The organism is Bythopirellula sp., from assembly GCF_041737835.1.
In the GTDB taxonomy this organism is placed as follows: Bacteria; Planctomycetota; Planctomycetia; order Pirellulales; family Lacipirellulaceae; genus Bythopirellula.
The window spans coordinates 92,923-105,062 of the sequence record NZ_JBGSQY010000040.1; the positions used below are offsets into that span (position 1 = coordinate 92,923).

Sequence of the window (12,140 nt, forward strand, 5' to 3'; positions counted from 1 at the left end):
GGTGTCACTTTCGTTGGAGAGGTCCTGACAATTCATGGAATTCGTCGGGTGCCACTGGCTTGCCAGTGTCTTAAAAGCCATGCTCTTGCGGATTGTCTTAGAAGAAATGTGACCAGCAAGATGGGTGATGCGCTTGTCACGATGGATTGTCGGTCACGTTTAGTTGAAGAGCACTGGCGAGCCAGTGGCACCCGAAAAAATGAGTTTCAAAAATAATGGATTCCCGGCCCCGCGGAAAGACTCCGGGCGCTCACGCTTACGGCTCGCCGGGTCTTCGCCGTTCTCCCCCTTCCGCCCTCCGCCTTCCCCCCTTATCCTCTGTTGATGGCGATTCTCGGTTCCCACATGTCGATTGCCGGCGGCTATTACAAATCCGTCGAAGCCGCCAGCAAGGCGGGATGTAACTGCGTCCAGCTATTTACAAAAAATAACAATCAGTGGAGAGCCAAGGAAATCACCGAGGCCGAGGCCGTGCCCTTTCGGGAATCGCTCAAGTCGCTGGGCATCACGCACCCGATTTCGCACGATTCGTATTTGATCAACATGGCGAGCCCCGACCCCGAGTTGTGGCAGAAATCGATCGATGCGTTTGTGGTCGAACTCCAACGGGCCGAGCAGTTGGGGATTCCCTATGTCGTCGCCCATCCGGGGGCGTTTACCACTTCCAGCGAAGAGGCGGGGCTGAAACGGATCGCGCAAGCGCTGGATGAAGTTCATGGCCAGCTGCCCGGTTGCCAAGCGAAGTGCCTGTTGGAAACGACGGCGGGGCAGGGGAGCAATCTCGGTGCGAAGTTCGAGCACTTAGCCACGATCATCGATCTCGTGAAAGATCCCGACCGCGTGGGCGTGTGCGTCGACACCTGCCACATCTTCGCGGCCGGGTATCCGCTCGATACGTTGAAGAATTACAAAGCCACGATGAAGGAGCTCGATCTCATCGTCGGCATCGACCGCGTGAAGGCGTTTCATCTCAACGACAGCCTCAAGGAGTTGGGCTCGCACGTTGATCGACACGCCCATATCGGCCGCGGGAAGATGGGGCTCGAGCCGTTTCGCAATCTGATGAACGATAAGCGGTTCAACAAAGTGCCGATGTATCTGGAAACCGCCAAGGGCGAAGAAGACGGCGAGGATCTGGACGTGATCAATCTGCGAACGCTGCGCGGGTTGATTGCGAAGTAAGCGCAGTTGTCATTCTGAGAGAGCCCTGGCGACCGAAGAATCTGGTTTGCCATACCAAGCAGCATGGAAACCGCACGACGATTTAAGCCAGATTCCTCAGGTCGTGGAACTCCCTTCGGAATGACAAGAATCACGTCTCAAATTCACCATCCGCCACGGCGGCAACTCAGCGGCGAGTTTGGGAAAGAACTTGTCGATGTAGCCGAGGTCACTCAATTCTTGCAGATCGCCAGTCGGCGGGTCAGCGCTTTTGAGCAGCACGATTTCATCGGCACCCAGGCAAATCGCCAAGCGCGCGGCGATGGAGTCGCTGGTGACGTCCCACGATTCGTGGAGCTTGGTGCCGGGGAGTAAAGGTTCGCAGTCCCGCAACCAAGCTTCTGGAGCAAGAACATAGCACGCATCGGTTTCCGCCAGATTATCGGGGGAAGTGATGCACTGTGCGGCTGGAACATTGCCTGCGAAAGTCAGCGCCAATGCGTTCATAATCGCGATGCAGGACCAGTGATCGGTCGCGTCGTCGTCTTGACTTTCCATCCGCACGGCATCGACAAGAATGCCGCCGCCTGGAATGAGTATGTTCTGTGCGGAAGCTTGTTGATCGAGCCATCTTTGAATTTGTACGCCCAGGTTCGGCAGATTCAATAAGCTGCCACCAACTTTGACGACGCGTATAAAGGGTTTTGGCATGAAACCGTGCTATTCGTTGAATCGCGGCTACTTTGTTTCAGAAGCGATTACCGCCAGGGCATGCGCCGTCGCGCAGCGGCTGACTTCAGGGCCCAAGATTTTTGTGAGTGAAATCACGGAAACGTCGAACTCAAGACGCTTGAGAAGTCGTCTCGCGAGAAACTCTCCGTGGCCACTTAGCACAATCACCTCAGGACTTTGTCCCATGACACCAATCACCTGCGAAAATGCAGGCTCGAGAAGTTTGAGTTGAGCCTCTTGAATCTCTTCGGCAAAACTTATGACCTCTGCACGGCTGACCAATTCGCAATCACCACAAACCATGCGGGCGAGGCGTGCGTGGGCTGAGTCAAAGTCAAACGGCTGGCCATCCGCGGTGGAAAGATTTTCGCTATCTTCCGCCAATTCTTTCAACAGCAGGTAGGCGTCGCCCGTGGTGGCGAACAATTCTTGAGCCACGGGACACGCACTGTCGTGCCATTGCAGGTGAGAGACTACTGCGCAGACGGGGCTGCGCTCGATTCCGGTGTAAACCAACTCGCCGGACTTGAGTCGATCGGGATCAGTTCGTCCGTGACCCGCTTCTTGAGTGTGGAGAATGGGAATGATGTCGGTTGTCGTGGAGCCGATATCCACTAACATGCCCGGCTTGTCGTCACAGAAAGTTGCGGCGAAGGTGGCCAGCGCGTGCCAGTTGCTGGCCGCGGTGAGCAGATATTTCTCACACGCTTCGTCGGCGGAAACAAACTCGCCGGTTGTTTGATAAAACAAAACGGGCGTTCCGCCGGCCGCTTTCAATGTGGCGTCGACGATGTGCCGCACGCCTGCGCGTTTGGTTTCAAAACAGTCGCAGAGCTCGCCGGTCATGGTGACCACAATGCGATTGTGCGGTGGCGCTTCGGCCAAGCAATGCGCCAACTGGGTTGCGAGTTGTTCGGGTTGCTTCCAGAGCGCGAAGGGATGGCTCGCGGCGTAGCCTTGGCCGTCGGCCAGTTTGATGTTGGCACCGCCGATGTCGAGGGCGAGGAGGTTCATTGGTTCTCCCGGCCCGCGTTGCGGCCCGGCTATTGAGTTATCCAAGTGGTCTGCGAACGGCGCCGTTGGCGGAGAATTCTAGCGGATCGAGTCGAAATTGTGGCGTCAATCGATTGCCCGCCGCGTTTTCGAGCAGCGCTGCGGCGAGATTGTCGTGCGTCATCGCACGCAAACCGACATACGAAGTCGTCAGCCGGGGATTCACTTCGATCACCACATCCTGGCTGCCATCTTCCGCTTCACCGAGAATAAGATCAACTCCCACGTAGCCCAACGCGCCCGGAATGGCTACCAATGCGCGATCGGCGAGCTTCGCGGCACGTTCGGCAAGGTCTGTTTCCCACAGTAGCGAACCGCCGAGATAACCGAAGCGGCCATCGTCGGTGAGATGCTGCCGACATGCCGGCAAGAGTAATCGATGCTCGGAGCTACACAAAAATGCCACGCTGGCCGCGATGCCGGGGATAAACTGTTCCAGCCTACGCGGCCAGGGATACGGCGGCGGCTCGTCGAAGCGGCTCGTCACCTGAAACGTATGTTGCGAACCAGCACCGTCGAGCGGTTTCAAGACGCCCGGGTATTGAAAATCGAACGGCAGCTTTTCGACGTCGGCGTCGAGCAGAATGGCCGGGGGAACCGGCACGCCGGCCGTTGCTAAGGCTTCGGCGGTTAAGTGCTTGTTCGACGCGATGCGAATGAACTCATCGGACGCGGCCACCAGCTTAGCGTTGACATCGCGCGCGGTGCGGATTGTGTCCGCGAGAATGCCGTCGAATTCCGGCGCGATCACGATCGTATGATCCGCTTTGGCCGCCAGTCGTGAAAACTCTTCGAGATGATGTTCGCAGGAGTGAACGTCGACAATCTGGCAGCGATGCAGTGAGAGCGGATCGAGCCGGGCATCGCGAAGAATGGTTACGCGCGTCTCGGGGATCGTGGCAAAATCGCTGGCGAGCGCCGTGAGCATCGCCTCCCCTTCGATGAGCAGCGTTTCGGGCAGCGGGCTCGGTTCTTCAACAAGCCCCCCGCCGGTGATCCACTCGTAGAGGAAGATGTGCATGACGGGAGTCGAGAGCTGAGTGCTAAGAGACAAGAGCCAGATGAACTAGCAATCAATGCGTCAAGCTTCTGGCTCTCGACTCTTGACTCTCTGCTCAGGACTAAAAAATTCCCAGCTGATCGCGGGCGTCGTCGGTCATGCGGTCGGGGGTCCAGGGTGGCTCCATCACGAGCCGCACGTCGACTTCGTTCACCCCTTCAATGCGACTGACGAAATCCTTGGACTGGCCGAGCAACTGCGGGCCCGCGGGGCAGGCGGGGCTGGTCATTGTCATGTTGATCGCGACGTTGGATTTGCCTTCGTCGGTCTCGTCGACTTTGATCTCATAGATCAGGCCAAGATCGACAATATTGACGAACAACTCGGGGTCGATCACCTTTTTGAGTTCTTCACGAACGGCGTCTTCGGCAATGGGCATGATGCACCTCACGAAATTTGGTGGTTATGCTTGGTTAAGTCGCACGAAGATTTGATCCCCTTCGACCTTCACTTCATGAGCTATTGTAGGCTTCGTCGCGGGCATCGTCACGGCGGCGCCGGTTTTGATGTCGAACTTCGCACCGTGGCGGGGACAGGCGATTGTGCCTGCTTTCGGATCGAGCGGACCATCCGAGAGCGGGCCACCGTCGTGAGTGCAAACGTCGTCGAGGGCATAGAAATGTCCCGCCGCGTGGATTAGCACGACCAAGCGATCTTCGACCTCGACAAGCATCGAGCCCGGGTCCGACACTTCCGAAACTTTGGCAACTGGAAGGAAATCGCTCATTCGCCGATGTCCCGTACGCGGCGACCGATGGCTTCGCCCAGGGCTTCGCGGACGCTTTCAATCGTGATGCGGTCGAACACCTGTTGGAAGAAGCCTTCGACGATCATGCGGACGGCTTCCTTGCGAGTGTAGCCACGGGTCATGGCGTAGAACAATTGCTGATCGTCGACACGACCACTGGTGCTTCCGTGGGTGCAGCGCACGTCATCGGCTTCAATTTCCAAACCAGGAATCGAATCGGCCCGGGCATCGCGCGACAACATGAGATTGTCGTTGCGCTGATAAGCGTCGGTGCGCTGAGCCCCTTCGTCGACTTTGATCATGCCGCGCCAAACGGTGCGGGACTTATCCTGCAACGCGGCTTTATAGAGCAAATCGCTGCGACAGTAGGCGGCTTTGTGATGTTGGTGGGTGTTGTAGCAAAGATGCTGCTTGCCCTGAGTGAACATCACGCCATTGACTTGGGCTTCGGCATCTTGGCCTGTGAGGGCCACGTGTTGATTCACTTTGGCGAGCCGGCTGCCGAGGGCACCGATGGTCCATTGCAATCCGGCCTTCTCCCCGACGTGGCCCATTTGGTGGGCAAAGTGCCACACGCCAGTGCCCCAATTTTGCAAGTTCACATAACGCAGGCGGGCTTCGCGTTCGAGGATTAGCTCAATCGATCCGCAATGCAGGCCTTCGCCTTCGTGTTCGGTGCTGGCCGTTTCGGATAATAAGGTCGCTTCCGCTCCGTCCTGCAAAATGACGAGCGTCTTGCCGAGATCGACGCCGCCCGAATTCATAATCGAGAGCGAGTGCAGCGGCTCGGAGATTTGCACGTTTTTCGGAACGAACAGCACCGTGCCCCCGCTCCACAGTGCCGCATTGAGCGCTGAGAATTTGTCTTTGTTCGGATTCACCAACTGGCGTTCGATATAAGGCCGCAGCAAATCGCCATGCTCGGCAATGAGTGTATCAAGGCTGCCGAAGATCACGCCCTTCTTGGCCCATTTCTCCGAGAGCTCGCCTTCCTGGTTGCGGCTATCGAGCGAAATGGTTTGACCAGCGAGTTGCACGCCTTCCGCGAGCAAACCGGTTGGCTTGTGCGCGGGCATCTCAATTTCGGCAAACGGCGTGAAGCGATCAAATTTGAACAGCCGGATGTCGGTCCGCATCCATTCTTCGTCGCGATTGCTGGGCATCGCCAAGCTTTGGAATTGTTTCCAAGCGGCCACGCGGCGATCAGTAAGCCAGCCAGGCTCGTCGCGCGTGGCGAGGAACGAATCGAATACTTCTTGCGAAAAGCCAGTTGCCTGCAAAGTCACGCTCATAGAACTCAATCAAAAATTCAAAAAATTACTTGTAACGAAAGGAACGGAAGCGGGCTTAACCCACGCTTCCTTCCATCTGCAGCTCGATCAACCGGTTCATCTCGACCGCATATTCCATCGGCAGTTCTTTGATCAACGGTTCGATAAAGCCGCTGACGATCATCGAGCTCGCTTCGGCTTCGGTCAGGCCGCGGCTCATCAAGTAAAAGAGCTGCTCTTCGCCGATGCGAGAGACGCTGGCTTCGTGCTCGATTTGCACGTCTTGCTCTTCGACTTCGATGTAGGGATAGGTATCGCTACGGCTGTCGGAATCGAGAATCAATGCGTCGCAAACGACGTTGCTCTTGCAGTCGGTCGCACCTTCTTCGACTTTGCACAAGCCGCGGTAGCTACTGCGGCCGCCGTTCTTACTGATGCTCTTGGAAATGATGCGGCTCTTGGTGTGCGGGGCACAGTGAACCACCTTCGCACCGGCGTCTTGATGCTGACCCTTCGACGAAAAAGCAATCGACAGGATCTCGCCACGGGCGCCCGGTTCCATCATGTAGACGGCCGGGTACTTCATCGTGAGCCGACTGCCGAGGTTGCCGTCGATCCACTCCATCAACGAATCTTGGTAAGCCACGGCTCGCTTGGTCACGAGGTTGTAAATGTTGTTGGCCCAGTTTTGAATCGTCGTGTAACGGCAACGGCCATTCTTCTTGACGATCACTTCCACCACGGCCGAGTGCAAACTCTCGGTGGTATACATGGGGGCGGTGCAACCTTCGACGTAGTGAACCGAAGCCCCTTCGTCGACGATAATCAGCGTCCGCTCAAACTGCCCCATCTGTTCGGCATTGATGCGGAAGTAGGCTTGCAGCGGAAACTCGATCTTCACGCCGGGGGGCACGTAAATAAATGACCCACCCGACCACACTGCGGAATTCAACGCGGCAAACTTGTTGTCCGACGGCGGAATGATCGTGCCGAAATACTCGCGGAGCAATTCGGGATGTTCCCGCACGGCGGTATCGGTGTCGGTGAAGATCACACCCTTGTTGCCAAGGTCTTCTTGCAGCGAGCCGTAGACGACTTCGCTCTCGAATTGCGCCTTCACGCCAGCCAGGTACTTCTTTTCCGCTTCAGGGATACCAAGCTTATCAAAAGTGTCTTTGATATCCTGAGGCACATCATCCCACGACTTGCCCTGCTCGTTGGTGGGCTTCAGGTAGTAGAAGATGTCCTGGAAATCGATCCCGATATCGCCACCCCACTGGGGCATCGGCTTCGACTCGAAAATCTTGAGCGATTCAAGACGGAAGTCCCGCATCCAGGCGGGTTCTTTCTTCATGTCGGAGATTTGCTCGACGATCTCGGCGCTCAAGCCACGCTTGGCCTTGAACACGTCGTGCGACGGCGTGATGAAATCGTACTTATTGATTTCACCGATGGTGGGTTCTTGCAGAATATCGGAAGCCATAATATTAATCCCCTCTCAAACGAGGCGGGTGGGTGTCTTCATGATTCCCGAAAATACGGGAATGACAGTAATGTGTTACTAAACAGCAGCTTCGGCGGTGGCCATTTCGCGCTCTTGGGCAGCTGCTTCGGGATAGCTCGCCCGCACGCGGTCGTAGCCATCAGTGAATAACTCGTGAGCCAATTCGACGCCGCCGGTTTCGACGATCTTGCCGCCGAGCATCACGTGGGTGAAGTCCGGCGTGTTTTGGTCAAGTAGCTTGTCGTGGTGGGTAATAATCAGGATGCCCATGGCGGCGCTGTCGGCCGTCTCTTTGCCGATTTGCGCGATGCTCTGGCTGGCCAACTTAACGGCATCAACGTCGAGACCGCTATCGGTTTCGTCGAGGATCGCGAACTTGGGCCGCAACATAGCCATCTGCAGGATTTCGGCCCGCTTCATTTCGCCGCCCGAGAAACCATCGTTCACATAACGGCGGGCAAACTCGACGTCCATCCGCAAGTGTTCCATCTTCTCGGTCAATTCCTTGCGAAACTGCCGCATGGGAATCAGCTCTTCGCCTTCCTTACGCGCCGGGTTGCGAACATTGGTCGTCGCATGGCGGAGGAAGTCGGCCATCTTCACGCCGGGAATCGCCATCGGCCGTTGAAACGCCATGAAAATCCCCGCGCGGGCCCGCTCCGTGGCGTCCCACTCGGAGATGTCTTCGCCGTTGAGCTCGATCGTGCCTTCGGTGACTTCGTAGTTAGGATGTCCCATGATGACGTTGCCCAGCGTGCTCTTGCCAGAACCGTTGGGACCCATGAGGGCATGAGTTTCGCCACGGTTGATCGTAAGATTCACGCCGCGCAAGATTGGCTTGCCTTCGACGGAGACATGGAGATTCGTAATTTTCAGCGTTTCAGTCATTGATCTGTCAGTTGTTCTTTGTCAGTTGTCAGTTGCAATAGCCGCGAGCTGACAGCTCGCAGGTCTTCTTATTTAATCAGAGTAATTAACCAGTGATTTTTTGGTGATCGTACACAGGGTCGATCTCGACCGCAGAGGCAACATAGCCACTGTGGTGAGGCATCGGAAGTTCGTCTTCGAGCTTACGACCGAGCAAACCTGGGCCCGCGGTGCCGGCGGCTTTGCCGATGCGGTGGCCTTTGATCTTGTCTTGGATACGCATGAGTCCTTCGAGCAAGGCTTCAGGACGCGGTGGGCAGCCGGGAACGTACACGTCGACCGGAACAACCAAATCGACACCCTTCACCACGTGGTAGCCATACTTAAAGTAAGGGCCGCCACCGACGGTGCAGGCCCCCATGGCGATCACGAACTTCGGATCGGGCATGAGGTTGTAAAGTCGACGCACGCGGCTGGCCATTTTGTAGGTCACCGTGCCGGCCACGATCATCAGGTCGGCCTGGCGAGGAGTCGCGCGAAACGCCCCCGCGCCGAAGCGATCCATGTCGTAGCGGCTAGCGCCCGCGGCCATCATCTCGATGGCACAACAAGCGAGACCAAACGTCATCGGCCAAATACTCGACTGCCGAGCCCAGTTAATGGCTTGCTCGACCGTCGTGGTGATGACGTTCTCTTCAAAGCGACCTTCAATCCATGGCTGGCTCATAACAATCTTCCAATTTCCAAGGGTTTCTCTCGACTGATTTGTTCGCGCTGCGGTCCCTTCCAGGAACCGCTCGAATCGGTCAAGAGTAACACGTGATTCCTAGTGTTGCTAGGTTCTCCAGGCTGTGAGCTACCGCGACTAAACCGAGGCAGCCACATGAGGGTTCATATCAAACGTACAATGGGTCGACCCGTCCAAGCGGCAGTCGCTCAGGCGGAGGCCACTCCCCAGAATTTCGGCAAACAGCATCTTTTCCATCGAACAGATGCTGCGATCCTGCTCGGCTAAGCTCGGGTAAGGGCAGGCCAGGGCCTTGAGCACCGGCAGTTGCCCTTCGACGGGCTTGATTACTTCAAACGGAATGTCGCGACCTCGCATCAGCTCGACCAACGATTCCATCCGATCGTTGACCGACTCGCCCTTGATTTGATCGCGGTACAGTTCGGCCAAACGAACAACAATGCGTTTGAGCAAACCATAACGGACATCAGGGTCCTTCACGGCCCGAATTTCGGTCCACAAAACCCCTACCAAATCTTCATAGTTCGTGCCGCTCGATCGCACTCCTGCTGTGGAGAGCGAGTAGCGGTGTGTAGGGCGCCCGCGTCCGGCGGCCTCGGAATCGCGAACGATCAGACCCTGATCCATCAAACGAGTCAGGCGTTGGCGAATGGCCGTGGCGGTCACGCCAGCGTAGTCGACCAAGTCTTGGACCGTGGCAGCACCCTGGCGGCGCAGGTATTCGACCACCGCGCGGTCGCCAACGGCATGTTCTTCGTCGGAAAATTGATGGTGAGGCACAGACATAAGTCGTTACCCTGAAAAAGCTTGGCTACTACTTCCTTAGTTATCTTACCGAATCGGCTATTTTTGACAATGGTTGGTTTGAAAAATAAGTGACAAATCGTAAAGTGTTGACCCAGAACAGTTTATTAGCTAGAAGTAGCAGGGAATTCAAAGCAGTAGCTAGCACGCGAATCTCCACCAACAAACTTCCCATTTGGGAGCGGATAGTATGAGCGACGAAAAAGGCCCACAAGGAGAGCAGTGGGGTTCGCAACTGGGGGTCATTCTGGCTGTGGCTGGCTCGGCAGTGGGCTTGGGAAATTTCTTGCGATTTCCTGGGCAAGCCGCTCAAAACGGCGGGGGGGCCTTCATGCTCCCTTACTTCGCGGCCCTCCTGATCCTGGGAATCCCCATGTGTTGGGCAGAATGGACCATGGGCCGTTATGGCGGCGGCAAAGGCTTCAATTCCGCGCCCGGAATTTTTTCCGTCATCTGGCCCAGCAAGATCGCGCGCTATTTCGGTTCACTAGCGCTACTGATCCCGCTGGTGATCTACATGTATTACGTGCTGATCGAAGCGTGGTGTTTGGGCTACGCTTACGACTATCTCGTGGGCAACTTCAATAATATCGAACCCACCCCTGCGGCCTACACGGCCTACTTCGATAATTTTGTCGGTAAAAACGCCGACGGATTTATCTACGAAGGGGGCAATAATGAACTGGTTGGGATACTGGCTTTCGTTTTCATCCTAAATTTCATTTTGATCTATCGCGGGATCAGCAAAGGGATCGAAAAATTTTGCAACGTGGCCATGCCGTTGATGGCGGTGTGCGCGATCTGCGTTTTGATTCGTGTCCTCACTCTGGGGACGCCCGATCCCGCGCATCCCGAAAACAAATTGGTCAACGGCTTGGGGTCGATGTGGAATCCGAATCCCGAGTTTCTGTGGAAGCCCGACACCTGGCTCGCCGCGGCGGGGCAGATCTTTTTCAGCATCTCTGCCGGTTTTGGCATCATCATCAATTACGCCAGTTACTTGAAGAAGAAGGATGACGTAGCGCTCAGCAGTTTGACGGCGTGCAGCGTGAATGAGTTCTTTGAAGTCTGTTTGGGGGGAATGATTACCCTGCCGGCGGCGTTTATTTTTCTAGGCGCGAGCGCCACGATGATGGGGACGTTTGGTTTGGGCTTCAATGCACTTCCTAACGTGTTTGCCGTGATGCCCGGCGGGCGGTTTTTTGGTTTCGTCTGGTTCTTTATGTTGTTCTTAGCGGCCATCACCAGCAGCCTGTCGATGCTGCAACCAGTGATCGCCTTTTTTGAAGAGGGCTTAGGGCTGAAGCGTCATGCTTCAGTGACTTTTCTTGGTTTGATCGCGGCGTTTGGCACGGGCTTTTGCGTTTACTTTTCCAAAGGAACCGTCGCCCTCGATACGATGGATTTCTGGGTGGGAACATTTCTGATCTATGTGCTGGCCATGTTTCAGACGCTGCTTTATGGCTGGGGATTAGGAATTGAGAAGGGCGAAGAAGAGATGCACCACGGCGCCCATTTGCGCGTACCGCGGTTGGTGCAGTTCATGTTGAAATATGTCTCGCCACTCTTTTTGTTTGTCATTTTCGGGATGTTCTGTTGGCAATCGCTGGTGAGCAAAGACGTGGAAATTGCCTTCCTCACCGGCGTGGAGATCCCGCAGGTCGTCGACAATACGGTCCCCGAGAACGTGATGAGTGTGCTCAATGACAACAAGCAAACCGTTCCCACGACGTTTTCCATCACCACCGAAGAAGGCGAACCGTATTGGATGATTCGCGACGAAACAACCAAGCCGCTTTATACGTTTGAGATCGCGGAGAATGCGGAGGGGCAAACAGGGCTGCGGGTCAATCGATTTTCGATCGGCACAGTGCAGGCCTTGGCCTACAACAGGGTCGCGATGATGTCGATTGGCTTTATCATCATCGTGGGAATATTTATGAGCATTCTGACTAATATCGCCTGCCGACGTTGGGAGCGCGAAGGCCGCTTGTAATAGCCGCAGTTTTGCGAGGAACTTATTATGACTTCATCCGGCTGGATGATTATGATCGCGTCGGTGTGCGGTGTTTTAGGACTCGTTAGCTTTTGCATGTATCGAGTTCTCACCTTGCCTCCGAGCGAAGTCGGAGACAGCATGAAAGCTCCGTTAGATATCGACACGGGCGACACGCAGGACGCGGATTGAGTGG

General features: G+C 55.9%; 13 protein-coding genes. 3 read left to right on the top strand and 10 right to left on the bottom strand.

Annotated features, from left to right (window positions below; genetic code table 11):
* Positions 1-324: 324 nt before the first annotated feature.
* The gene (locus tag AC6T8Q_RS11965) at positions 325-1,182 is read left to right on the top strand and encodes a deoxyribonuclease IV (RefSeq protein WP_500679298.1); all 858 of its coding nucleotides are present in this window, start codon (positions 325-327) and stop codon (positions 1,180-1,182) included.
* Positions 1,183-1,278: 96 nt separating this feature from the next.
* Here the strand turns inward: AC6T8Q_RS11965 and AC6T8Q_RS11970 are convergent, their stop codons facing one another.
* The 10 genes from AC6T8Q_RS11970 to AC6T8Q_RS12015 all read right to left on the bottom strand — a co-directional run bounded on the left by AC6T8Q_RS11970 (position 1,279) and on the right by AC6T8Q_RS12015 (position 9,930).
* On the bottom strand, positions 1,279-1,872 hold the full coding sequence (locus AC6T8Q_RS11970; RefSeq protein WP_500679299.1) for an amino acid kinase family protein: 594 nt from the start codon (positions 1,870-1,872) through the stop codon (positions 1,279-1,281).
* A gap of 27 nt (positions 1,873-1,899) precedes the next feature.
* Positions 1,900-2,907, bottom strand: a complete 1,008-nt coding sequence (locus AC6T8Q_RS11975; RefSeq protein WP_500679300.1) for a hydantoinase/oxoprolinase family protein — start codon at positions 2,905-2,907, stop codon at positions 1,900-1,902.
* A gap of 37 nt (positions 2,908-2,944) precedes the next feature.
* The gene (locus tag AC6T8Q_RS11980) at positions 2,945-3,967 is read right to left on the bottom strand and encodes an ATP-grasp domain-containing protein (RefSeq protein WP_500679301.1); all 1,023 of its coding nucleotides are present in this window, start codon (positions 3,965-3,967) and stop codon (positions 2,945-2,947) included.
* Positions 3,968-4,067: 100 nt separating this feature from the next.
* Positions 4,068-4,385: a metal-sulfur cluster assembly factor gene (locus AC6T8Q_RS11985; protein ID WP_496923013.1), complete on the bottom strand. Its 318-nt coding sequence runs from the start codon at positions 4,383-4,385 to the stop codon at positions 4,068-4,070.
* 24 nt (positions 4,386-4,409) lie between these two features.
* Positions 4,410-4,733, bottom strand: a complete 324-nt coding sequence (locus tag AC6T8Q_RS11990) for a Rieske (2Fe-2S) protein (RefSeq protein WP_500679302.1) — start codon at positions 4,731-4,733, stop codon at positions 4,410-4,412.
* Entirely contained in the window at positions 4,730-6,046 is a 1,317-nt protein-coding gene (sufD, locus tag AC6T8Q_RS11995) for a Fe-S cluster assembly protein SufD (protein WP_500679303.1), read from the bottom strand. The genes AC6T8Q_RS11990 and sufD overlap by 4 nt, the downstream gene beginning before the upstream one ends.
* Before the next feature lie 55 nt (positions 6,047-6,101).
* On the bottom strand, positions 6,102-7,508 hold the full coding sequence (sufB, locus tag AC6T8Q_RS12000) for a Fe-S cluster assembly protein SufB (RefSeq protein ID WP_500679304.1): 1,407 nt from the start codon (positions 7,506-7,508) through the stop codon (positions 6,102-6,104).
* 78 nt (positions 7,509-7,586) lie between these two features.
* Entirely contained in the window at positions 7,587-8,417 is an 831-nt protein-coding gene (sufC, locus tag AC6T8Q_RS12005) for a Fe-S cluster assembly ATPase SufC (protein ID WP_496923009.1), read from the bottom strand.
* An 85-nt stretch (positions 8,418-8,502) separates the two neighbouring features.
* Positions 8,503-9,123: an NADH-quinone oxidoreductase subunit B gene (locus AC6T8Q_RS12010; protein ID WP_496923008.1), complete on the bottom strand. Its 621-nt coding sequence runs from the start codon at positions 9,121-9,123 to the stop codon at positions 8,503-8,505.
* A 138-nt stretch (positions 9,124-9,261) separates the two neighbouring features.
* Positions 9,262-9,930 (bottom strand): helix-turn-helix transcriptional regulator, encoded by a 669-nt coding sequence (locus AC6T8Q_RS12015; RefSeq protein ID WP_500679305.1) that lies wholly within the window; start codon positions 9,928-9,930, stop codon positions 9,262-9,264.
* A gap of 208 nt (positions 9,931-10,138) precedes the next feature.
* On the opposite strand from AC6T8Q_RS12015, the gene AC6T8Q_RS12020 reads away from it, so the two are divergent.
* Positions 10,139-11,944, top strand: coding sequence for a sodium-dependent transporter (locus tag AC6T8Q_RS12020; RefSeq protein WP_500679306.1), 1,806 nt, complete (start codon positions 10,139-10,141; stop codon positions 11,942-11,944).
* A 27-nt stretch (positions 11,945-11,971) separates the two neighbouring features.
* Positions 11,972-12,136, top strand: coding sequence for a hypothetical protein (locus AC6T8Q_RS12025; protein ID WP_500679307.1), 165 nt, complete (start codon positions 11,972-11,974; stop codon positions 12,134-12,136).
* Positions 12,137-12,140: the final 4 nt, after the last annotated feature.

What these genes read in the sequence shown, in the direction of transcription:
- AC6T8Q_RS11965 (WP_500679298.1), top strand. Translation starts at nt 325, where the DNA reads ATGGCGATTCTCGGTTCCCACATGTCGATTGCCGGCGGCTATTACAAA.
- AC6T8Q_RS11970 (WP_500679299.1), bottom strand. Translation starts at nt 1,872, where the DNA reads ATGCCAAAACCCTTTATACGCGTCGTCAAAGTTGGTGGCAGCTTATTG.
- AC6T8Q_RS11975 (WP_500679300.1), bottom strand. Translation starts at nt 2,907, where the DNA reads ATGAACCTCCTCGCCCTCGACATCGGCGGTGCCAACATCAAACTGGCC.
- AC6T8Q_RS11980 (WP_500679301.1), bottom strand. Translation starts at nt 3,967, where the DNA reads ATGCACATCTTCCTCTACGAGTGGATCACCGGCGGGGGGCTTGTTGAA.
- AC6T8Q_RS11985 (WP_496923013.1), bottom strand. Translation starts at nt 4,385, where the DNA reads ATGCCCATTGCCGAAGACGCCGTTCGTGAAGAACTCAAAAAGGTGATC.
- AC6T8Q_RS11990 (WP_500679302.1), bottom strand. Translation starts at nt 4,733, where the DNA reads ATGAGCGATTTCCTTCCAGTTGCCAAAGTTTCGGAAGTGTCGGACCCG.
- sufD (WP_500679303.1), bottom strand. Translation starts at nt 6,046, where the DNA reads ATGAGCGTGACTTTGCAGGCAACTGGCTTTTCGCAAGAAGTATTCGAT.
- sufB (WP_500679304.1), bottom strand. Translation starts at nt 7,508, where the DNA reads ATGGCTTCCGATATTCTGCAAGAACCCACCATCGGTGAAATCAATAAG.
- sufC (WP_496923009.1), bottom strand. Translation starts at nt 8,417, where the DNA reads ATGACTGAAACGCTGAAAATTACGAATCTCCATGTCTCCGTCGAAGGC.
- AC6T8Q_RS12010 (WP_496923008.1), bottom strand. Translation starts at nt 9,123, where the DNA reads ATGAGCCAGCCATGGATTGAAGGTCGCTTTGAAGAGAACGTCATCACC.
- AC6T8Q_RS12015 (WP_500679305.1), bottom strand. Translation starts at nt 9,930, where the DNA reads ATGTCTGTGCCTCACCATCAATTTTCCGACGAAGAACATGCCGTTGGC.
- AC6T8Q_RS12020 (WP_500679306.1), top strand. Translation starts at nt 10,139, where the DNA reads ATGAGCGACGAAAAAGGCCCACAAGGAGAGCAGTGGGGTTCGCAACTG.
- AC6T8Q_RS12025 (WP_500679307.1), top strand. Translation starts at nt 11,972, where the DNA reads ATGACTTCATCCGGCTGGATGATTATGATCGCGTCGGTGTGCGGTGTT.